Source organism: Chryseobacterium shigense (genome assembly GCF_900156575.1).
GTDB lineage: Bacteria > Bacteroidota > Bacteroidia > Flavobacteriales > Weeksellaceae > Chryseobacterium > Chryseobacterium shigense.
This window is the reverse complement of record NZ_FTNY01000001.1, coordinates 881000-902327: the sequence shown is the minus strand read 5'-3', so window position 1 is coordinate 902327 and position 21328 is coordinate 881000. Positions and strand designations below refer to the sequence as shown.

The 21328-nt window shown below is 38.0% G+C and carries 20 protein-coding genes; 11 read left to right on the top strand and 9 right to left on the bottom strand.

Annotated features, from left to right (window positions below; translation table 11 throughout):
- Positions 1–122 precede the first annotated feature (122 nt).
- Positions 123–614: a DNA-deoxyinosine glycosylase gene (locus tag BW964_RS04110; protein ID WP_076504931.1), complete on the top strand. Its 492-nt coding sequence runs from the start codon at positions 123–125 to the stop codon at positions 612–614.
- Positions 615–803: 189 nt separating this feature from the next.
- On the opposite strand, the gene BW964_RS04105 is transcribed toward BW964_RS04110, so the two are convergent.
- From BW964_RS04105 to BW964_RS04090, 4 genes are all read right to left on the bottom strand, one after another.
- A complete protein-coding gene (locus BW964_RS04105; RefSeq protein ID WP_076504928.1) occupies positions 804–1838 on the bottom strand; it encodes a phosphotransferase enzyme family protein in 1035 nt (344 codons plus the stop codon).
- Entirely contained in the window at positions 1829–2734 is a 906-nt protein-coding gene (locus BW964_RS04100; protein WP_076504926.1) for a sugar phosphate nucleotidyltransferase, read from the bottom strand. The genes BW964_RS04105 and BW964_RS04100 overlap by 10 nt, the downstream gene beginning before the upstream one ends.
- On the bottom strand, positions 2724–4121 hold the full coding sequence (locus BW964_RS04095; protein WP_076504924.1) for a Gfo/Idh/MocA family protein: 1398 nt from the start codon (positions 4119–4121) through the stop codon (positions 2724–2726). The genes BW964_RS04100 and BW964_RS04095 overlap by 11 nt, the downstream gene beginning before the upstream one ends.
- Positions 4122–4283: 162 nt before the next feature.
- Positions 4284–4976 (bottom strand): AIM24 family protein, encoded by a 693-nt coding sequence (locus tag BW964_RS04090; RefSeq protein ID WP_076505452.1) that lies wholly within the window; start codon positions 4974–4976, stop codon positions 4284–4286.
- Between the two features lie 182 nt (positions 4977–5158).
- Here BW964_RS04090 and queA point away from each other — a divergent pair, with 182 nt between their 5' ends.
- From queA to BW964_RS04065, 5 genes are all read left to right on the top strand, one after another.
- On the top strand, positions 5159–6208 hold the full coding sequence (gene queA / locus BW964_RS04085; protein WP_076504922.1) for a tRNA preQ1(34) S-adenosylmethionine ribosyltransferase-isomerase QueA: 1050 nt from the start codon (positions 5159–5161) through the stop codon (positions 6206–6208).
- A gap of 113 nt (positions 6209–6321) precedes the next feature.
- Positions 6322–7356, top strand: coding sequence for a dual-specificity RNA methyltransferase RlmN (gene rlmN / locus BW964_RS04080; RefSeq protein WP_073334743.1), 1035 nt, complete (start codon positions 6322–6324; stop codon positions 7354–7356).
- 72 nt (positions 7357–7428) lie between these two features.
- Positions 7429–8370 (top strand): sterol desaturase family protein, encoded by a 942-nt coding sequence (locus BW964_RS04075; protein ID WP_076504920.1) that lies wholly within the window; start codon positions 7429–7431, stop codon positions 8368–8370.
- Between the two features lie 303 nt (positions 8371–8673).
- Complete coding sequence (locus BW964_RS04070) at positions 8674–9552, top strand: hypothetical protein (protein WP_076504918.1); 879 nt, start codon at positions 8674–8676, stop codon at positions 9550–9552.
- A gap of 73 nt (positions 9553–9625) precedes the next feature.
- The gene (locus tag BW964_RS04065) at positions 9626–10603 is read left to right on the top strand and encodes a polyprenyl synthetase family protein (protein ID WP_076504916.1); all 978 of its coding nucleotides are present in this window, start codon (positions 9626–9628) and stop codon (positions 10601–10603) included.
- A gap of 159 nt (positions 10604–10762) precedes the next feature.
- On the opposite strand, the gene BW964_RS04060 is transcribed toward BW964_RS04065, so the two are convergent.
- Positions 10763–11056 carry a hypothetical protein gene (locus BW964_RS04060; protein WP_076505450.1) on the bottom strand — a complete coding sequence of 98 codons (294 nt, stop codon included), beginning with the start codon at positions 11054–11056 and terminating at the stop codon, positions 10763–10765.
- Between the two features lie 138 nt (positions 11057–11194).
- On the opposite strand from BW964_RS04060, the gene BW964_RS04055 reads away from it, so the two are divergent.
- Together BW964_RS04055 and BW964_RS04050 are read left to right on the top strand one after the other, a co-directional pair.
- On the top strand, positions 11195–13627 hold the full coding sequence (locus BW964_RS04055; protein ID WP_076504915.1) for an alpha-ketoacid dehydrogenase subunit alpha/beta: 2433 nt from the start codon (positions 11195–11197) through the stop codon (positions 13625–13627).
- 104 nt (positions 13628–13731) lie between these two features.
- On the top strand, positions 13732–14463 hold the full coding sequence (locus BW964_RS04050) for a methyltransferase domain-containing protein (RefSeq protein ID WP_076504913.1): 732 nt from the start codon (positions 13732–13734) through the stop codon (positions 14461–14463).
- Between the two features lie 7 nt (positions 14464–14470).
- Here the strand turns inward: BW964_RS04050 and BW964_RS04045 are convergent, their stop codons facing one another.
- Complete coding sequence (locus tag BW964_RS04045) at positions 14471–14857, bottom strand: winged helix-turn-helix transcriptional regulator (RefSeq protein ID WP_076504911.1); 387 nt, start codon at positions 14855–14857, stop codon at positions 14471–14473.
- A gap of 132 nt (positions 14858–14989) precedes the next feature.
- Here BW964_RS04045 and BW964_RS04040 point away from each other — a divergent pair, with 132 nt between their 5' ends.
- Entirely contained in the window at positions 14990–16051 is a 1062-nt protein-coding gene (locus BW964_RS04040; protein ID WP_076504908.1) for an NADH:flavin oxidoreductase, read from the top strand.
- A gap of 153 nt (positions 16052–16204) precedes the next feature.
- Here the strand turns inward: BW964_RS04040 and BW964_RS22465 are convergent, their stop codons facing one another.
- The 3 genes from BW964_RS22465 to BW964_RS04035 form a co-directional block, all read right to left on the bottom strand.
- On the bottom strand, positions 16205–16366 hold the full coding sequence (locus tag BW964_RS22465) for a bacteriocin-like protein (protein WP_165789158.1): 162 nt from the start codon (positions 16364–16366) through the stop codon (positions 16205–16207).
- 83 nt (positions 16367–16449) lie between these two features.
- The gene (locus tag BW964_RS22460) at positions 16450–16611 is read right to left on the bottom strand and encodes a bacteriocin-like protein (protein WP_165789159.1); all 162 of its coding nucleotides are present in this window, start codon (positions 16609–16611) and stop codon (positions 16450–16452) included.
- Between the two features lie 173 nt (positions 16612–16784).
- Positions 16785–17987 (bottom strand): C1 family peptidase, encoded by a 1203-nt coding sequence (locus BW964_RS04035; protein WP_076504906.1) that lies wholly within the window; start codon positions 17985–17987, stop codon positions 16785–16787.
- Between the two features lie 230 nt (positions 17988–18217).
- Here BW964_RS04035 and BW964_RS04030 point away from each other — a divergent pair, with 230 nt between their 5' ends.
- Together BW964_RS04030 and BW964_RS04025 are read left to right on the top strand one after the other, a co-directional pair.
- Complete coding sequence (locus BW964_RS04030) at positions 18218–18736, top strand: RNA polymerase sigma factor (RefSeq protein WP_076504904.1); 519 nt, start codon at positions 18218–18220, stop codon at positions 18734–18736.
- An 11-nt stretch (positions 18737–18747) separates the two neighbouring features.
- Positions 18748–21228: a vWA domain-containing protein gene (locus BW964_RS04025; RefSeq protein ID WP_076504902.1), complete on the top strand. Its 2481-nt coding sequence runs from the start codon at positions 18748–18750 to the stop codon at positions 21226–21228.
- The last annotated feature ends 100 nt before the right edge of the window (positions 21229–21328 follow it).

Below are 21328 nucleotides of genomic sequence, written 5' to 3'. Positions count from 1 at the left end.
GAACAATTGAAAGTAAATCGAATAGCTTTTAATTATTTTTAAAAATATCAATAGAAACGGGCTTTGGCCCGTTTTTTTATGGCATTATGAAACGGCTTTCACCAGATTTTATATATTTGAATATGCAAAACAGAATTTCCTCTTTTCCACCGTTCATTGATGATCAATCTGAAATCTTAATTTTAGGTTCAATTCCCGGTGTCAAATCTCTGGAAAAGCAGCAATACTATGGTCATCCGCAAAATAAATTCTGGACCATTATTTTTCACCTGTTCCATGAAGAATTTACTGAAGATTATAACGAGAGAAAAAACATCCTAAAAAAACATCACCTCGCAGTCTGGGACGTTATCGATTCATGCGAAAGAAAAGGAAGCCTCGATTCTGAGATCAAAAATGAAGAAGCCAACCGGATTGATGAACTTTTGGAAGAACATCCCCATATCAAAGCTATTTTTTGCAACGGAGGTAAATCGTATAAAAATCTGCAGAAACTTTTAGGCAAAAATTATAAGTTACCTATCATTCAGCTTCCTTCTACGAGCCCACTTCATACCGTATCTTTTGATAAGAAACTGGAAGAGTGGAAGAAAATTTTGGAGTTCTTAATGTAAAATTTTTTATCACAAAAGTTACAAAGGTTTTGACGAATAAACGCCACTTCGAGGAGGGTATCTAAGAAACAATCTCATATTAAAGCAGATTTTCGTATCAGAGAGATTCTAAAATTCTTCCGGGAGATTGCTTCGCTACGCTCGCAATGACTGATTTTATAGCAATCTGCGAGACCCATGGGGTAAAATCTACTCCACACGCAGGTATTTTCTCAATCCCTTCAGCAGTTGTAACTGATTTCGCGTTCTGTCCAGATTGTGTTCGGGATACTTAGTAGAGTAGTATGTACTTCCGTTTAAATAATCAGTCAGAAAACGGATCGCCTGAATATAGATCACGGTTTGGGCAGCATAATCCAGGTTTTCAAGTTCAGCAAAACTCAGTTTGTTCTTTAAATACAGTAAGAAACCATCTTTCACGGTTCTGTACATATGCGGGTTAAAGTTGTTTTCAGTAGTTTTGATATCTTCATCCAAAGTATTGGTATATGATCTTGCCATATCACCAAAGTCATACAGGATGGTAGAAACGGTTACTGTGTCCAGGTCAATGACCGCCAGTGGTTTTGATGTTTCATCAAAAAGAATATTTCTGACGTTAGGATCTCCATGGATAATTCTTTTAGGAAGAAGATGATCTCTTTCCATTTCGATCCATTTTTGGGGAAGAGACAGCAGCTCATTCATTATTTTGATTTCCGGGGCAGCATTTTCTAACAGAGATTCGTTTGCATTCTGTAATGAATTTTGGTAATCCTGCATCCTTTTTTCAAAATTAATAAAATCAGGAATTGGAACTTTAAGGTCAGGAAGATGTTCAGGGTTTATTGTATTTAAAAAGCATCCGACTGCTTTTGCCGATTCGTAGGCTGTTTTTAGATCAGGGATTTTGAAAAAAGTCTTAGTGTCTTCTATGAAACTGAGCATTCTCCATGAGTCTCCGTTGTCATCATTCAGGATGAAATGTCCTGATAAGCTTACCTTTGGTTTGACGATTTCCAGCGGATAATTTCCCCTTTCCAGCATCCCGTTGATCAGGAGATGATTTTGACTGATGATGTCAGGAAAAGGAAAAACCTGAGTATTGATCTTTTGAAGGATCCATTTTTCCTCAGAATCATGATCTTCCACCAAATAAGTGGTGTTGATCAGTCCGTTTGTAATAGGAATGACGGTACAATTTTCAGTTCCGGTAAATCCGGTGACAATTTGTTTTAATTCCATAAATCTTCTGGATATCTGTTTTTTTCGATTTCCGATCTCAGAAAATCTGTAATACTGCTTTTATCATTTGCATAAGTAACTCCCATCCATTGCGAAGGGGAAGCCTTCACCCATACTTTCGCTTTTTTTTCATCAATCATTCTCTGTACGGCAGTAGGAATATAAAACTCTTGCGATGGCCCGGGATCTGATTGTATAAAATCATTAAAATACATGTCAAGAGCATTAAAAATATCCGGATGAAAAATGAAAAAATTCATAGAGACCAGCGTCTCGGAAGGGATTTCAATATCAATTCCATTCTCGGTATAAACAATTGAATTGCCTTCTCTTCGGATGGAGGTCTGCTCCTCTATCTTTACCAGATCATGCTCATTATCCAGGCTACATATTCCTCTGGCTACAGATCCGTTTCCACTCAAAGTAGATCTCACAGGATAAGCCGCCATTCCAAATTGTGATCCTGAAATATGAAAATCAATTTCTTCAGAAGCCAGCTGATAGGCTTCTTTTCCATAAAAATCATCAGCGTTGATCATCACAAAAGGTTCCTGCACCGAATTTTTTGCACAAAGAACAGCATGTCCGGTTCCCCAGGGCTTTTCTCTTTTTGTAAAGTTAAAATCTTTAGGGAGAAAACTTTCTTTTTCCTGGAATATCCAGTAAAGTTCAAAGTTTTTGACGTTGGATATTGTATTTAATCTATCAATATAACTTTGAGGAATCAAACGGTTCACAATAATGACTACTTTGCTAAAACCGGCCTCCAGCGCATCATAAATGGAATATTCAAGAATAGGGGAACCATTTTCAAGAATTCCATCTACCTGTTTCAAACCCTTGTAACGGCTTCCTAAGCCTCCGGCCAGAATGAGTAATGTTTTTTTAGAAGTCATCGGTCATTCCAAATACAGGTTGACGGGTTTTCCATTTTCCGTTGGTAAAATCAGGAATATCTACCACCTGACCTCCTTTAGCAATGGACTCTTCGCTCAGCGGGGTGATAGAATACCATAAAGCAAGATCATACACATCCATCGGGAATTCTATATTTCGCTTGATACATTCGATAAAAGTATTCATCACAAAAAAATCCATTCCTCCGTGGCCTGCACCGGCAGCCGTACTTTCAAATTTTTTCCAGATAGGATGATCAAATTCCTTCATCCATTTTTCCGTATTTTCCCATCGGTGGCTGTGATTCATTGTTTTTTCAAAATAAAGATGTCCCTGATTGAAATCTCCCCATCCGAAATCCTGCCACAAACCTTCTGTTCCCTGTACTCTGAATCCCAGATCATACGGTCTCTGTAAGCTGGTATCATGGGTCAAAAGAATCGTCTCGCCATTCGCGCAGGCAATTTGGGTGGTCACAATATCTCCCTGGTTGAATTTTGCTTTGGCATTAGGATGATTTTCTCCACCTTTTGGATGTTCCACAATGTATTTGTGAAGTCCAACAGACTTTGAAGAGAATGACGAAAGCCGGGTCAGACGGTTTCCACGGTTGACATCCATCATCACTGCCACAGGACCCAATCCATGCGTAGGATAAAGCTCTCCGTTGCGTTTTACATAATGCTCCGTTCTCCAATGCGCTTCACTGAATCCTTTTTCACCAAATTCAGCACCCGAATTGTAAGGAGTCACCCCGTCATTGAAAAGAACACCTCTTAAATCATGCTGGTAGCCACCTCTTCCATGAACCAATTCTCCAAACATTCCTTTACGCACCATATTCATAATGGCCATGATATCCCTGCGGTAACATACATTCTCCATCATGAAAATAGGCACTTTCGTTTCCTCATAAACTTTCACAAATTCCCAGCAGTCCTGAAGTTTTATAGCTCCGGAAACCTCCATTCCTACAATCTTCCTGGCACGCATGGCTTCAGTACCCTGCGGAAGATGCCATTCCCAGGGAGTGGCAATCACTACGGCATCTATTGTTTTTAATTTCAAAAGATTCCTGTAATCATATTCGCCGTTTGAAAATTCCTGAGCGGCAGGTTTATGATGGTCTTTCAGTATTTTCTGAGATGCGGCAAGCATTCTTTTATCCGGATCAGCAAAAGCCACAATCTCCACATCATCGCGTTTTGCCAGCAATTTTACATGTTCCTGTCCGCGAAGTCCTACGCCGATGAATCCAACTCGGACTTTTTTATCTGTTTTAAAATCATTGGAGTAGGCAAATAAAGAATTGGGTAAAACCAATGCGCCGAAGCTAGCCAGGGCTGCAGTCTTAATGAAGGTTCTGCGTGAAGAGGTGTTGTCCATCAGAATTTTTTCCTAAATATATTAAAAAGTTGTGGGATGCGGGTTATAAGTTGCGGGTTGCAAGTTGCGAGATTCGGGATGAGAGTGGTGTTGACTGCAATTAAAAACGGCTGCCCGGTTTGAAGGAGCAGCCATTTTTAGAATCATTAATTTTTTAATATATTATTTCTCTGTGAAATATACTTCTTCGTAAGGTTGGATCAGTACCCATCCGTTTCCTGAGAATTTCATCTGGAATTCTTCGCCGCTTCCTCTTCCGATAAGGCTTTTGAAAGAAACATTTGTTTTCAGATCGGGACTTAAGTTTCCGGACCATGCTACCGTAGCATTAGGATCTGTGAAAACGGGACTGTCAGGAGTGACCATCAGGGTTAAAGGTTCACCGTGGGTCGTTATGGCAATATGTCCGGTTCCGGAAAGCTTTACCTGAAAAAGACCACCGGCCATCATACCAGCCACACTTTTCAGCATAGTAATATCGCTTTTTACACTTTGCTCGTGGGCCAGAACATCATTTCCGTTGACACATACGGATTCATTGTTCAAATAAAGAATACGGACTTTCTTACCAGAATCTGCCACATACAATTTACCGTTTCCTTCTGCTTTCATCAGTTTTGTTCCTTCACCACTGATCGCTTTCTTTAAAAGGTTACCGATACCTCCGGCCAGCATTCCCTGTCTTTCGAAATTGATGCCTCCCACATAGCCTACCATGCTTCCTCTTTTCGTCCATACCGCCTGATTATTAAGGTTGATTTCTAAAAGATGGGGCGTTTCAAGCTCAAAATAGTCTCTTTGCTGTGGATTTTCTTTAGTCTCGTTGACAAAAGCTTCTAATGAATATTTGCTCATAGGGGTTAAAAGTTTTAAATATTTCCAAAAATAATCTTTTTTTCCTTCATAAATCACCGTAGAATCACGGTTTTATATTAGATTTTAAATATTACTTGACAAAGGGGTATTCAATGTCGTATATTTGCACACCGAAAATTACACTTGTAATTTGAATAATTTTTAAACCGTAATTTAAAAAAATGAAAACATCAGATTTTAATTTTGATCTTCCTGAAGAATTATTGGCAGAACACCCATCTGAACACAGAGATGAAGCGAAACTAATGGTTCTTAATAGAAAAACTGAAACTATTGAGCATAAGTTGTTTAAAGATGTTGTAGATTATTTCGATGAGAAAGATCTTTTCATTTTCAACAATACTAAAGTTTTCCCTGCACGTCTTTATGGAAATAAAGAAAAAACAGGGGCTAAAATTGAAGTTTTCCTTTTAAGAGAACTTGATAAAGAAACCAGAGTATGGGACGTTCTTGTAGATCCGGCAAGAAAGATCAGAATTGGTAACAAATTGTTCTTTACTGAAGATGAATCTTTAGTAGCAGAAGTGATCGACAATACCACTTCTAGAGGAAGAACTTTAAGATTCCTTTTCGATGGATCTTATGACGAATTCAGAACAAAACTGAAGGAATTGGGAGAAACTCCACTTCCAAAATATATCAAAAGAGCAGTAGAGCCGGAAGATGCAGAAAGATATCAGACGATCTATGCAAAAATTGAAGGAGCGGTGGCTGCACCTACAGCAGGTCTTCACTTCTCCAAGCATCTGATGAAGAAATTAGAAATCAAAGGAATCGATTTTGCTGAAGTAACCCTTCACGTAGGTTTAGGAACTTTCAACCCTATTGAGGTAGAAGATCTTTCCAAGCACAAAATGGAGTCTGAAGAAATCATCATCGATGAGAAAAATGCTGACATTATCAATAAAGCGGTAGATGCTCACAGAAGAGTTTGTGCAGTAGGGACTACAACGATGAGAGCATTGGAAACTTCTGTTTCTTCAAACAAAAAAATCTCTGCATTCAACGGTTGGACGAACAAATTTATTTATCCGCCGCACGATTTTGGGGTAGCGAATTCAATGATCACCAACTTCCACACGCCGAAATCAACATTATTGATGATGATCGCTGCGTTTGCAGGAAAAGATTTTATTATGCATGCTTATGAAGAAGCCGTAAAAGAAAAGTATAAATTCTATTCTTACGGTGACGCAATGTTAATCCTATAATTTATGTATTAATGTATAATGTACAAAGTATAATGTATTTTTTAGTGGTTTAAAACTTAGAATAATACATAAGATTATTACTTTGTACATTGTGCATCATACTTTTTACAATAATGAAAGATATACGAGTTTTATCACTAGACCAGCTTAAAGACTATTTTTTGACTTTAGGGGAAAAACCGTTTCGTGCGAAACAGGTTTACGACTGGTTATGGAGTAAAAATCTCCATTCGATTGATGAAATGACGAATCTTTCGAAAACGCTTCGCGAAAGAATTTCCGAAGAGTATACCATCAATCCGGTTTCTGTAGACCAGTTGCAGAGAAGTTCAGACGGAACCATCAAAAACGGGGTGAAACTTCACGACGGGCTGCTGGTGGAATCTGTTCTTATTCCTACGGAGACAAGAACCACAGCTTGTGTTTCCTCACAGGTAGGATGTTCATTGAACTGCGAATTTTGTGCAACGGCAAGGCTGAAAAGAATGAGAAATCTTGAAGTCGCTGAAATCGTAGATCAGGTGGCCCTGATCGACAGCCAAAGCAAAATGTACTTTAACAGACCGCTTTCCAATATCGTTTTTATGGGCATGGGAGAGCCGATGATGAATTATAAAAACGTGGTAGAGGCCATCAAAAAAATTACCCAGCCTGAAGGTTTGGGCATGTCTCCAAGAAGAATTACCGTTTCTACATCCGGAATTCCGAAGATGATCAAAATGCTGGCCGATGACGAGCTCCGCGTAAAACTCGCACTTTCACTTCACTCTGCTATAGAGGTCAAGCGTAACGAAATCATGCCTTTCTCTGATAAATTCCCACTAACGGATATCATGGATGCACTTCAGTACTGGTATCAAAAAACAGGTTCTGTTATTACTTTTGAATACTGTGTGTGGAAAGGAATCAATGACGGAGATGAAGATATCAAAGCACTGATCAGATATTGCAGACAGGTGCCTTCCAAAGTGAATCTGATCCAGTATAATCCTATTGGTGACGGAAAATATGACCAGTGTAATAAACAGGCAGAAGACAACTACGTACGCCAACTGGAAAATGCAGGAATCACAGTGATGATCAGAAAAAGCCGCGGTGGAGACATCGATGCAGCCTGTGGACAGCTTGCCAACAAAACGACGGATTAAAATTTCCTTAAAAGATTAAAAACTTTTCTTAAAAATTTCCTAAAATCCTACCTTTACATAAACTAATAAGGGATGTTGGATTTCTTTACAGGCGAAGATGGGCTTGAAAATGTCTATGCATGGTCAATTCCGCTTCATGCTACCGTAATTTTGGCAGAAATGATCTACAGCCATATTTCTGAGGCTAAGCTGTATAATGGAAAGGACGTGGCAACGAGTGTATATCTTGCCTTGATGAACTTCGGCCTGGATCTTATCATGAAGGCTTTTGCCATGGGAGTCATGTTTTTCTTTTACAATCATAAACTTTTCACCTGGGATTTTACCGTCTGGTATTGGCTGATCTGCTTTATCATTACAGACTTTGCTTATTATGTACTGCATTATGTAGATCATCATTCCAGAGCATTCTGGGCGGTTCATATTACCCATCACAATTCAGAATATTTCAATCTGACAACGGGTTTTAGAAGTCCTGTACTGCAGCCTCTTTACAGATATCTTTACTTTTCTCCACTGGCTTTTTTAGGTTTTAATCCCTGGCATATCATGGTCGTTTATGCCATAGGGCAGGTGTATGGAACCTGGGTACATACCCAGACTGTAAAGAGTATGGGAGTCCTGGAATATATTCTGGTAACGCCTTCACATCACAGAGTACATCACGCATGCAATATCAAATATCTGGACAGAAACATGGGCATGTGTCTGATTATCTGGGATAAAATCTTCGGAACCTTCGAAAAAGAAGATCCCAATGTACCTGTCAAGTACGGGATTTACCCGAAAATGCCGGATAACAAACCTGATACTGTTCTTCTTTATGAATGGCGAAAGATCTGGAAAGATATCAGGCAGCCAGGGCTGACAATCTCAGACAGGATCAATTATATTTTCAATTCACCGGGATGGAGACATGATGGAAACGGTAAAACGGTAAGGCAATATCAGAAAGATTATTTACAGAAACAGGCCAAAAGACAGGAACAAAAGCAAAAAATGAAATCTGCATAATGTATTTAATGAATTATAGATGGTTATGGTTCTGATTTTACTTAACCACAAAAGGGGCAAAAGCTTTTTAAGCCTTAAGGTTGAAAAATTAAAGATTTTTTACACTGAATTATAGGTGAACATTTGTGAAAATTTTGCCATATGAGGTGAAGAATATTTTCATGATAATGACCATTGAATGAATGACAATTCCCATCCTCCGGAGGGGTGGCGAAAATTCAAAGAATTTTTGACGGGGTGGTTCCAAAAAACAAAACATCTCCAATCTTTTCCTCATTCCCCTTAAACCCTTATTTTTGCTTCATGAAAAAACTTTTCCTTCTTGCTGCCGTTGTCATTTTTCAATTGTCATTTTCACAGCAGACCGATTTCCTGAAAATAAGAAAATTCAGGGTTGCTTACCTGGATGATAAGATTCAGGAAACATCGGGGTTGAGTATTCTGAATGGAAAACTGTACACCTTCAATGACAGTGGGAATGCCCCGGAAATTTTTGAAATGGATGAAACTTCCGGGAGCATCAGAAATACCTTTACCATTCATGCTAAAAATAAAGACTGGGAAGCCCTGACGAATGACGGGAAGAATTTCTATATTGGTGATTTTGGAAATAACGGAGGAACAAGAAGAGATCTTGAAATCTATCAGCTTCCTTTTCATAACAATGAGCCGAAGAATGACTCTATCAAGAAAATTTCTTTTTATTATCCGGAACAAACAGAATTCATTCCCCAATACACCAACAATGATTTTGATGCTGAAGCCATGATTTATCTCAATGGAAAGCTGCATCTTTTTACCAAAGAATGGAAATCAAAATCCAGCTCACATTATATCATTGATCCCGCAATATCTGAAAAACAGAAAGCTGAAAAAATAGAATCTTACAAAACCAACTTTGTGGTTACTGATGCTGCGTATTTTGATAAAAAATTATATCTGGTAGGGTATACGAAGAAAACTGAAGTCTTTTTGAATGTTTTTAAGGAAACTGAACCGGGAATCTTTTTTAAAGAACCCCCGAAACATTATTATCTCGGAAGTGCCCTTGCAGTAGGCCAGATCGAAGGGATTGCCGTCAATGAGACCGGAATCTATATTTCGGGAGAAAAGTTCAAATCACGACTGGGAACGGCGCAACCCTCCCTGTATTTTATTCCCAAAGAACAACTCAAAGATTAATTTTATCTTAAAATTGCGTGAAAAAAATTATCTTTGTCATAATTAATAATTATATACCAATCATCCACAGATTTTGGCAAATATCGTAGAAGAAATCAAACAACCGATCAATGAGGAAATGAAACTTTTCGAGCAAAAGTTTTATGAGTCTATGCAGAGTAAAGTCCCTTTATTAGATAAAGTAACCCGGTTTATCGTTACTACTAAAGGAAAACAAATGCGTCCTATGTTTGTATTTCTTTGTGCGAAGTTAATCGGGGAGGTCAACGAGAAGACGTATCGTGGCGCTTCAATGATTGAACTGATCCATACCGCAACGCTGGTTCATGATGATGTGGTAGATGAAAGCTTTAAAAGACGTAATTTCTTCTCTATTAATGCATTGTGGAAAAATAAAATTGCAGTTTTGGTAGGGGACTATCTTTTATCAAAATCAGTTTTACTCTCTACAGACCATAAAGATTACGACCTGCTGGCTGTCATTTCAAGAACCATTCGTGAAATGTCCGAAGGTGAACTCTTGCAGCTTGAAAAAGCCAGAAAGCTCGATATCACCGAAGAAGTGTACTATGAGATCATTCGTCAGAAAACAGCGACCTTAATTGCGGCATGCTGCGAAATAGGAGTCCTGTCGAATAATGCCGATGAACTTCTTGCCAAAAAAATGATGGACTTCGGAACCTATACCGGAATGGCCTTTCAGATTAAGGATGACCTATTTGACTATTTAAGCTCAAATGTGATCGGAAAACCGGTAGGAATCGATATTAAGGAGCAAAAAATGACGCTTCCCCTGATTCATACTTTAAAAACGGCCGCAGAGAAAGATCGCAAATACTACTTCAATACGATCAAACGCTACAATAACGATCCCAAACGTGTGAAAGAGCTTATAGACTTTGTTAAAAACTCCGGAGGCATGGATTACGCGATTAAGATCATGAAAGATTTCCAACAGAAAGCAAAAGATATTCTCAACGAATTTCCGGATTCTGAGGCAAAAAAATCATTGCACAGTATGTTGGATTACGTCATTGAAAGAAAATTTTAAAGAATACAATACAAGGATGAGGTGCCAAAAGCAGTCATCCTTTTTTATTGAAATAAGTTTAAATTTTATTCTAAATTATGACAGGTTGGCAAGTTGCTTTATGATGTAGAATTGTTTTTTATTTTAACCAAAACAAGCATCAATACATAAAAAATTGAACTACAATACCTTTACCGTTACAATAATAACCGCTAAGACGACGCAAAATAAAGCGATTAAAAATAAATAATCCGCAATAGTCTCATATCTGGTTTCCCGCTTTTCATTTTCGGTCCTGATCGCCAGAAAAGAAAAAAAACAGCTGCAGGCAAAAAGAATACACGCAACACCCGCAAATTCATCCAAATGAGTATGCTCACTCATTTTCGTAATTTTAAGTGAAGTGATGATAATTAAAGAAAAACCTAAAAGATTGCTGGATGCATTCAGGATATGAGGTGACTTTTTTTCCATCATTTACAATTTTTTACAATATAAAACACAATTTTTTTATTATCAAATTTTTAAAAAAGATTATTGAAAATTAAAATTAATTTAAAAATTGTATATTAGCGCCATACTTGAAGAATAAAAAAACTTTTATATCTAGCTATGCAGACAACCTATATTGAAACACAGCAAATTTCTTTCCAGGATTTTAAAAACCAGATACTTGAAGATTACAGGTTAGGAAGGATCTCGCGCGAGATGTCTTATCTTGGAAGAAGAGAAGTGCTTACAGGAAAAGCTAAATTCGGAATTTTTGGGGATGGTAAAGAGCTTCCTCAGCTGGCCATGGCGAAAGTTTTCAGAAATGGAGATTTCCGTTCAGGATATTACAGGGATCAGACTTTTGCATTAGCGGTAGATGCTTTAACGGTTGAAAGCTTTTTCGCACAGCTTTATGCAGATACAAGTGTTGAAAGAGAACCGGCATCCGCAGGAAGACAAATGAACGGTCACTTTGCGACAAGAAGCTTAAATGAAGACGGAAGCTGGAAAGATCTTACCGCACAGAAAAATATCTCTTCAGATATTTCTCCTACGGCAGGTCAGATGCCAAGACTGTTAGGGTTGGCTCAGGCTTCTAAAATTTATAAAAGTGTAAAATTTGAAGGTTCTGAAAAGTTCTCCAATGAAGGAAACGAGATTGCCTTCGGAACCATTGGAGATGCATCTACTGCAGAAGGACATTTCTGGGAAACATTGAATGCCGCTTGTGCACTTCAGGTTCCTATGATCGTTTCTATCTGGGATGACGGTTACGGAATTTCAGTTCCTACAAAGAATCAGAGAGCAAAGGCTGACATTGCAGAAATGTTAAGCGGTTTCCAAAGAAAAGAAGGAGAAAACCAGGGGTGTGAGATTATTCAGGTGAAAGCATGGGATTATCCTGCATTATTGGATGCTTATGCAAGAGCAGAGCAGTTTGCAAGAGTGGAAAGTGTTCCTGTAGTGGTTCACGTGATTGAGGTTACTCAGCCCCAAGGTCACTCAACTTCCGGATCTCACGAAAGATATAAGAATGAAGAGCGTCTTTCATGGGAATCTCAATTTGACGGATTGGTAAAATTCAGAGAATGGGTTTTAAATTATTCCATTGAAATTGAAGGAAAAGAAGAAATCATTGCTTCTGTTGAAGAATTGGATGCCATAGATGAGGAAGCAAAAAAAATAGTAAAAGCAGGTCAGAAAAATGCCTGGGAAAATTACCAGAAGACGATTACAGATTTAATTAAGTCTGTTCTTCCGTTGGTGGAGAACCTGAAAGGACAGAATTCTGAAATTGAAGGGTATATTGGTCAGTTCAATAAATTGGTTTCTAAAGCTAAAAAAGATATTTTCCATTTAACAAGAAAAGCTTTACTGGCCACAAGAGGAACCTCTTCTGCGGAAAGAACGCAGTTGATGCAGAAATACCAAGAAGTTTTTGAAATAGAAAAAGACAACTATTCTTCTCACTTGTATTCTCAGTCTCAGTGGAAAGCTGAAAATGTGAAAGAAATCAAACCGGTTTATTCGGATAGCTCTGAAGATGTGGACGGAAGAGTAGTGGTAAGAAATAACTTTGATAAAATTTTTGAAAAATATCCTGAAACTTTAGTCTTTGGTGAGGATGCCGGAAATATCGGTGACGTTAACCAGGGATTGGAAGGAATGCAGGAGAAATATGGCGAAATACGTGTAGCAGATACAGGAATCCGTGAAGCGACCATTCTTGGTCAGGGGATCGGGATGGCGATGAGAGGTTTGAGACCGATCGCTGAGATTCAGTACCTGGATTATATTTTATACTGTTTACAGGGGATGAGTGATGATCTGGCGACGGTTCAGTACAGAACCAAAGGCGGTCAGAAAGCTCCTGTGATCATCAGAACAAGAGGACACAGACTGGAAGGGGTTTGGCATTCAGGTTCTCCAATGGCGGGAATTCTGAACCTTTCAAAAGGGATTCTGGTATTGGTACCAAGAAACTTAACGAAAGCAGCCGGATTCTACAACACGATGCTTCAGAGTGACGACCCTGCTGTGATTGTTGAATGTCTGAACGGGTACAGATTAAAAGAAAAACAACCGGATAACTTAGGGGAGTTCACTGTTCCTGTCGGTCAGATTGAAGTCACTAAAGAAGGGAAGGATGTTACCTTGGTAACGTACGGTTCGACCTGGAGAGTAGTAATGGATGCAGCCGATGAGTTAGAAAAATTAGGAATTTCCGCAGAAGTTATTGATGTTCAGTCTTTAATTCCTTTCGATTTAACGAATGAAATTGCTGAAAGCGTGAAGAGAACCAACAGATTAGTCGTAATCGACGAAGATGTGGAAGGGGGAACTTCAGCGTTTATCCTTCAGCAAATCCTTGAAAAACAAAAAGCATTCAGATATCTGGATTCAGATCCGTTAACAATAGCTGCGAATGATCACAGACCTGCATATGCAAGTGACGGAGATTACTTCAGCAAGCCATCTTCAGATGATATGGTTGAAAAAATCTACGCGATGTTCAATGAAACAAACCCTCAGAAATATCCTGCGATATTCTAATCGGGATTTGAGATAAAATGAAACCGCTTTCTTTGGGAAGCGGTTTTTTATTGTAAAATTTATAAATTTGGACCTTAAGCTACAATTGAAAAAAATCTGTAAACATGAAAATCACCAAACTTGTCATTCTGTTCAATTATCAAAAAATAGTATTGGGGATCATTGTTTCAGCTCTTCTTTTTGGATGTTCATTTTATATAAATTCAGGTCTGTTTATTCTATTGCTTAGAATTTCAGGAACCCTTATTATTTTAAATATAATAGCTTCACTGGTGGCCTCTTATATTCTTTATGATAAGTCTGATTTATATGAATTAACCAGTTTGAAAGGAACTGTAGATTTTGGGAAAATAGAAAATGCAATTTTGGTTCATGCCAGTTTTGATCCCCTATCAAGAAGATTGGAAGAAAAATATCCAAACTTAAATTTAACGGTTTGCGATATTTACGGAAACAGGCACGAACATGAAAAAGGAATTGAAACTTCAAAAAAAGTATTCCCGCCTAACCCTAAAGAAATAAAGATTTCTCCGGAAAAATTACCATTTGAAGATAAATCCCAGGATGTCATTCTTGCATTGACATCACTGCATGAAATTTTAGATCATGAACAGAGAGTTCTGTTTTTTAAAGAAGCGAAAAGAATATTGAAAAATGATGGACTAATAATTGTTTCGGAGCAATTTAGAGATACAACCAATTTTGTTTTTTTTAATATCGGAGCATTTCATTTTCTAAGTCAGAAACAATGGAAGAAAGCCATTTCCAGCGCAGGCTTGCAAATAATTTCTAATCAAAAAATTACCCCATTTGCAAATATGTTGATCCTGAAATAAAGAGGGGTCAGACTCCAACTTCCTTTTTCTTTTCTTTCCCCAATACACCACAGCTTTTCTCAGAACCATAATCCTCCGTAGTAAATTTCGCCTCCCATTCTTCCAGCAAATACAAAATCGGCAGCAAAGCCAATCCCTTTTCTGTCAACGAATATTCAACTCTTGGAGGAAGTTCCTTAAATTCTTCCCTGATGATCAGTCCGTCAGTCTGCATCTCTCTTAACTGATCTGTCAGAACCTTCCTTGAGATTACATTAATTCGTACGGCGAGCTCTCCGAAACGAAGTTTACGGTCTTTGATCACCAATACGATGATTGGTTTCCACTTGCTTCCCAGGGCAGACATAGCCTTTCCTAAAGGGCAGCTGTATTTCATCAATTCACTCTTTACCATACGTTACTTTTAAGTTACTAATGTAAGTTACTGCGAAGTTACCACTTTTTTTCTTTATAAGATACAAATACGAACTATTATTAGTTACTTTGTGTAACAATTTAAAAATGTTAAATATAAAATAATTGCAAAATGAGTATAGACGCATTATTTAGTCCCTTTAGTTATAAAAATCTTCAACTTAAAAATAGAGTGGTGATGGCTCCCATGACAAGAGCTCAATCGGACAACGGAGTACCCACTCAGCAAATCGTAGATTATTACGCAAGAAGAGCGGCTTCAGAGGTAGGGTTGATCCTTTCTGAAGGAACAGTAATCAACAGACCCGCTTCAAAAAACATTCAAAATATTCCTGACTTTTATGGAGCAGAAGCATTAAACGGCTGGAAAAATGTCATTGATGCCGTTCATGAAAATGGTGGAAAAATGGGCCCTCAGATCTGGCACGTTGGGGATACCAGAAGTTCTGAAGACTATCCATTAGTTGAAATGGAGAAAGCTTCTACCATGACTTTGGAAGATATCCAGGATACCATTGCCCAGTTTGCAGCTTCTGCGAAATCAGCAAAAGACTTAGGTTTTGATGTTGTGGAAATTCACGGAGCCCACGGATACCTGATCGACCAGTTTTTCTGGGAGGTGACCAATACAAGAACTGATGAATACGGTGGTAAAACATTAAAAGAAAGAAGCAAATTTGCTGTTGATATTGTAAAAGCAATCAGAGCGGCAGTGGGCGAAGATTTCACCATTATTATCCGTCTTTCTCAGTGGAAACAGCAGGATTATAAGTCAAGACTGGCCGCTACCCCTTCTGAAATGGAAGACTGGTTGCTGCCATTAAAAGAAGCTGGAGTTGATATTTTCCACTGTTCACAACGTCGTTTCTGGGAACCTGAATTTGAAGGTTCTGATTTGAATTTTGCAGGATGGGCAAAGAAAATTACCGGACAGCCAACCATTACCGTAGGTTCTGTAGGTCTTGAAGGTGATTTCATGGCTGCCTTTGCAGGCCAGGGAACTGAAAAAGCAGATTTATCTGAATTGATCAGAAGACTGGAAAGGGGAGATTTCGATCTTGTTGCGGTAGGGAGAGCCCTGTTACAAGACCCTGAATGGGTGAAAAAAGTAAAAGAAGGGAATACCGATGAGCTTTTAAACTTTTCAGCTGAAAGTTTAGCCGTACTTTATTAAAAGACCATTATGAATTGTAGAGGCACTTTGATGGCGGATCACCGACATTGTAAATGATTTGACAGTTCACTTATTTATATTTAATTTTCTACCTAATTATTTTTTTAAAGAAACCCGCTTCAGTAATTTTTCTGAAGCGGGTTTTATTGGTTTTTAATCCGGACATTCCATGGTGTTCAAAACACATCTCCAACGGGAAGGGAATCCGTTTTTAGGCGGGATATAGCATGCTGTTGTTCCTTCCGGACATTGGGGTGCATTTCCTCCATTTAATTTCTTTAAATCTGTTCTTATTAATTTCTTTAAATTTTTCATAGGTAATAATTTGTGGGTTGATATTTTCAGTGGTCTGAAATTTAAAAGACAACTATACTCCTAAAATTGAATTGGATTATTTTTTAGTCCTGACATACTGTACCATTGGATTCGCAAGTCCAGTAGCTTGGAAAACCATCTTTACGGCGGTGATGACAGGGTGTTGTTCCCGCAGGACAATCCGGAGCATTTCCGCCATTCAATTTCTTTAAATCTGCTTTTGCTAATTTTTTTAAATTTTTCATACGTTATAATTTGTTGTTTATTAAAAGTATAATATTTTCACTAAATAGCGAAATATTATGAATGAAAATGTCAAAAGTAGTAAAAACAACCGCGCTCCAAAATTTTTGGAGCGCGGTTTTTAACAGATTTAAATATCTAAAATTACCGTAGTGACGGTAATAGTGATTTTTGATTATAAACCAATATTTTTGGTCGGTTTCAATTGCTTAAGAATGCTTTTGGGAACTGCATTTTTATGAACAAGAATAGCCGTTGATTTATACTCAACATAAGGTCTTGTTACATACAGATACCCTTCGAAATCATTGGTTACACCCCATGAGTTTTTAACCATATAATACTCTTTACCCGTTTGGTCTTTTGCCAATCCTACGATGTGCATTCCGTGATCATCCGTTGTAGAAAGGTTGTTAAGCGCTTTCTGACGCATATCTTCCGTGATGGTTTTATCTTTCTTAGGCTCTGTGAATAAAGTCTGCTTATTTTCAGGAGTGATCTGGTTAAGATCCATATCAGGAACATAGGCAACTCCGTTTTTATAAGAGAAATAAGGCTCAGAAACGTCTGTTGCCCATCCTACAGAATAGCCTTTGGTTACAGCATTATCAATGATGGCTGTCAAATCCTTCATAGGAACATTCCAGTCAGAATCATGACTCCAGTTATCAGGAATTGGAACTACAAATTTCTGATAGTATGGATAATCTTTGTACGAAGAGATCTCGATATAATCTTCAGGATTAATTCCTACCACTTCCTTAGCGAATGTTTTTGGAGTATAATTTTTTCCTTCATAGGTAAAATTAGCCGGAACTTTTCCAAGATATTCATCCAGAATAGCGTCTACCGAATCCATCCAGTTATCCGTAAGCTTTCCTTTTGAACCTGCCTGTACAAGGCTGTCCAGTACGGGCTTCAATTTCCCCTGCATTTCCTTAAAATTATTAAGGCTCTGTCCGGATTTCAGTCCTGTATACACATCCTGAGGTACCGCACCGTATTTTTTGTACATATTCACAACGTCGTGCAATTCTCCGCCGTCACCCCAGCTGATCGCTCCGCTGTTCAGTACATATAACTTTGCTTTATCATGGTAAGAATTTCTTGCCGTAAAAATTTCAGCAAGATCTACAGGTTTTTTTCCCATTCTCTGCATTTCAGATTCCAGGAAAGAATTTCCGGAATAACTCCAGCAAGTTCCCGATGAACCCTGGTTTTTTACCGAAGTAGCTCCTACGTCTTTTAACGCTGTGAACTGAAAATTAGCATTTTGAGATTGATTGTTTTTTAATTTGTTGATCAAGTCATCTTGGGCAAACATCATACTTCCTGCAGACAAAACAAAAAGTAATGAGGCAATTTTGGTATTTTTCATTACTATAAAAAGATTATTTATACGAATAGTCGTTCATAGTAAAGATTTGTTACAAAGGGAAAAGTTAAATTTGAAAGTGAAAAAAGTTCAATAAAACGGAGAACTGATTGAAAATTAATAGGTTTATTTCTGATCAGTTGATTCATTATTTTGCTTTTTCTTTAAAAAAAAATTAAATGTTTCCAACCTATCCTAAAGTTTATGCATCTATCACAGTATAAAGCCTGACTATGGAAAGAGAATTACTAATAGAATGCCAACGTAGCAACCGCAGTGCGCAGCGGAAGGTTTACGAGAAAATGGCCAGCAGGCTGTACTCAGTCTGCAGACGCTATCTGAAAAATGATGAAGATATTGAAGAAGTATTGGCCGATACTTTTTACAAAATATTCACGAAGATCACCCAACTCCAGAATCTGGATACTTTTGAAGGATGGGCTAAAAAAATTGCTGTTAATGAATGCCTTCAGAAACTCAGAGCTACAAAAGCACAGTTCGTTTCCATGGACGATGATTTTGTAGAAACATCAGGAACCTTATCAGAAAGCATTTCGTTTGAGAAAGATATTCTGAGCCTCCTCAACTTTCTTCCCGAAGGTTGCAGAGCGATATTCAACCTCTTTGCAATTGAAGGTTATCCTCATAAAGAAATTGCTTCTATGCTTTCTATAAGTGAGGGAACCTCAAAATCGCAGCTCAATTTTGCGAGGAAAAAACTACAGGAACTTTTGGTGAATCAGAACATTTAAATTTTAGAGCAATGGAAAATAATCAAGACATAGATAAAAGATTCAATGAAGCTTCTAAGCTTTCAGATGAGCCGGCTGTTTTTCCGGGCTTTGAAAAAGTCTGGGGAAAAGTTGAAGAAAAATTAGATCAAAAAGAAGAGAAAAAGAGAATACTGCCGGTGTGGTTTCCTTACGGAATTGCAGCAAGTCTGATCCTTGGATTGGGAGTCCTTTATTTTTTAGATAAAAAGGACACAACAGCTCCCGGGAAGCCTGTTATTGCAGAAAAGCCAAAAGATCATCTTCAGAGAAACCAGATCCAGACCATAGACAGCACGGTAAAATCTAATATTGAAAACGAAATTGAAGTTTCAAAGTCACCACAGAAACTGCCTGCATTGGCCTATGAAGACATTCAAATTCCAGACAAGATAGGAAAAGCAAGGGTTGTTAATAAAAATGATGAGATCTATGCTTCAAGAAGTGCGGATTACTCAACTGATGAATATTTCATTAAAAAGAAAGATATACATCCTGCTCCAAAAAAAGCACAATGGAAGGATTCTAGTAAAACACAAAATATTGAAGAAGTAGTTCTTTATGCACCTTTGACTTACAAAAAAACAATATCAACAACAACTTCATCAAGTACCATTGTGAGTAGTGCACCACTAAATTATATCGCATCAAATAATGTCGGGCAGGCACTTCAGGGAAGCGTAGCAGGCATCCAGATACAGTCATCTGGAATGAAGCGTAGAAAGGGTGATAAAATTAAAAATACAGTCAATACAGCGAATAATGGCTATTTAAATAATAATCAAATTGCGATAAGAGGCTTAGCCACTGTAAAAAGTACAAATGAACCATTAATTGTTGTCAACGGTAAAGTTGTGAACGAAGCTTACTTCAGAGCATTAAATCCCCAAAAGATTGAAAGTGTAGAAGTTGTAAAAGGAGCAGCAGCATCTGCCTTGTATGGAAGCCGGGGCGTGAACGGAGTGATTGTAGTGAAGACCGACAGACTTTCGAAAAGGGGAAAAAGAAGAATGGAAGAAATGCAGCAAACGATCAATCAGTATAAACAGAATCAGGTTTCTGATAATGAAGGGTATGATGCATTTGTTGAAAACCCTTTTGAACTGACGAAAAAACAGCCGCTGTCAACCTTTTCAATTGACGTGGATAATGCTGCCTATTCCAATATCAGGAGAATGATTAATAATGGACAGATTGTAGATAGGAATGCAGTAAGGATTGAGGAAATGATTAATTATTTTAAGTACACCTATCCTCAGCCTAAAAATAACGAGCCGTTTTCAATTAATACTGAATATAGCGATGCGCCTTGGAATCCGGAGCATAAGCTTTTGAAAATAGGCCTTCAGGGAAAGAATATAGCCATGGACAAGCTCCCGTCCTCTAATCTGGTATTCCTGATCGATGTTTCGGGATCTATGGATTCGCCGAATAAACTTCCCCTCCTGAAATCATCTTTCAAAGTGCTTCTGGATCAACTCAGACCACAGGATAAAGTTGGAATTGTTGTGTATGCGGGAAGCGCAGGGGTGGTTCTGCCACCAACTTCGGCTAACGAAAAGGACAAAATAATTCTTGCTCTGGATAATCTTAAGGCGGGAGGAAGTACTGCTGGTGGAGCAGGTATCGAGCTTGCTTATAAATTGGCGCAGGAAAATTTCATCAAAAACGGCAACAACCGTGTGGTGATCGCTACCGATGGCGATTTTAACGTGGGTGCTTCTTCCACTTCCAATGTACAGGCCCTTATTGAGGAAAAAAGAAAATCCGGTGTTTTTCTGACCTGCCTAGGTTTTGGAATGGGGAATTATAAAGATAATATGCTTGAAACACTTGCTGATAAAGGAAATGGAAATTACGCTTACATTGATAATCTTCAGGAAGCTAATAAATTCCTGGGTAAAGAATTTGCAGGAAGCATGTATGCGATAGCAAAAGATGTGAAGATTCAGATTGAATTTAACCCGAACTATGTAAGTTCTTACCGTTTGATAGGATATGAAAACAGAAAATTAAAGAACGAAGATTTTACGAATGATAAAATTGATGCGGGAGAATTGGGAAGCGGACATACGGTGACTGCTTTATATGAGATTATTCCGGCAGGTACTCAATCAGAGTTTCTTCCTAAGGATAGTGATTTGAAATATACACGTACAGAATCTTCCGGAGATTTTGGAGATGAGCTTGCAACAATTAAATTCAGATATAAAAAGCCGGATGAAAATACCAGTAAAGAGATCAGCCAGGTCATTAGAAAGGGATCCGGGAAAATATCTTCAGCAAGTCCGGATTTTAAGTTCACAGCATCAGTTGCTTGGTTCGGTTTGGTTCTAAGGAAATCTGACCTGATCAGGGAAAAAGATCTTTCTGATATTGAGAATCTTGCCAAACAAGGAAAAGGGAATGATGAGGAAGGCTACAGATCTGAATTTTTGAGACTTGTAGAAAGTTATAAAGCCATTTCAAAATAATATTTGATAATAATATACTAGTTAATACCAAATTAATTAAACAACATTTCAATACGTAAACAGCATCAATCTTTTGATGCTGTTTTTTGTATCTGAAATC

Coding starts and splice junctions, on each gene's coding strand:
- BW964_RS04110 (WP_076504931.1), top strand. CDS start 123: ATGCAAAACAGAATTTCCTCTTTTCCACCGTTCATTGATGATCAATCT.
- BW964_RS04105 (WP_076504928.1), bottom strand. CDS start 1,838: ATGGAATTAAAACAAATTGTCACCGGATTTACCGGAACTGAAAATTGT.
- BW964_RS04100 (WP_076504926.1), bottom strand. CDS start 2,734: ATGACTTCTAAAAAAACATTACTCATTCTGGCCGGAGGCTTAGGAAGC.
- BW964_RS04095 (WP_076504924.1), bottom strand. CDS start 4,121: ATGGACAACACCTCTTCACGCAGAACCTTCATTAAGACTGCAGCCCTG.
- BW964_RS04090 (WP_076505452.1), bottom strand. CDS start 4,976: ATGAGCAAATATTCATTAGAAGCTTTTGTCAACGAGACTAAAGAAAAT.
- queA (WP_076504922.1), top strand. CDS start 5,159: ATGAAAACATCAGATTTTAATTTTGATCTTCCTGAAGAATTATTGGCA.
- rlmN (WP_073334743.1), top strand. CDS start 6,322: ATGAAAGATATACGAGTTTTATCACTAGACCAGCTTAAAGACTATTTT.
- BW964_RS04075 (WP_076504920.1), top strand. CDS start 7,429: ATGTTGGATTTCTTTACAGGCGAAGATGGGCTTGAAAATGTCTATGCA.
- BW964_RS04070 (WP_076504918.1), top strand. CDS start 8,674: ATGAAAAAACTTTTCCTTCTTGCTGCCGTTGTCATTTTTCAATTGTCA.
- BW964_RS04060 (WP_076505450.1), bottom strand. CDS start 11,056: ATGGAAAAAAAGTCACCTCATATCCTGAATGCATCCAGCAATCTTTTA.
- BW964_RS04055 (WP_076504915.1), top strand. CDS start 11,195: ATGCAGACAACCTATATTGAAACACAGCAAATTTCTTTCCAGGATTTT.
- BW964_RS04050 (WP_076504913.1), top strand. CDS start 13,732: ATGAAAATCACCAAACTTGTCATTCTGTTCAATTATCAAAAAATAGTA.
- BW964_RS04045 (WP_076504911.1), bottom strand. CDS start 14,857: ATGGTAAAGAGTGAATTGATGAAATACAGCTGCCCTTTAGGAAAGGCT.
- BW964_RS04040 (WP_076504908.1), top strand. CDS start 14,990: ATGAGTATAGACGCATTATTTAGTCCCTTTAGTTATAAAAATCTTCAA.
- BW964_RS22465 (WP_165789158.1), bottom strand. CDS start 16,366: ATGAAAAATTTAAAGAAATTAATAAGAACAGATTTAAAGAAATTAAAT.
- BW964_RS22460 (WP_165789159.1), bottom strand. CDS start 16,611: ATGAAAAATTTAAAAAAATTAGCAAAAGCAGATTTAAAGAAATTGAAT.
- BW964_RS04035 (WP_076504906.1), bottom strand. CDS start 17,987: ATGAAAAATACCAAAATTGCCTCATTACTTTTTGTTTTGTCTGCAGGA.
- BW964_RS04030 (WP_076504904.1), top strand. CDS start 18,218: ATGGAAAGAGAATTACTAATAGAATGCCAACGTAGCAACCGCAGTGCG.
- BW964_RS04025 (WP_076504902.1), top strand. CDS start 18,748: ATGGAAAATAATCAAGACATAGATAAAAGATTCAATGAAGCTTCTAAG.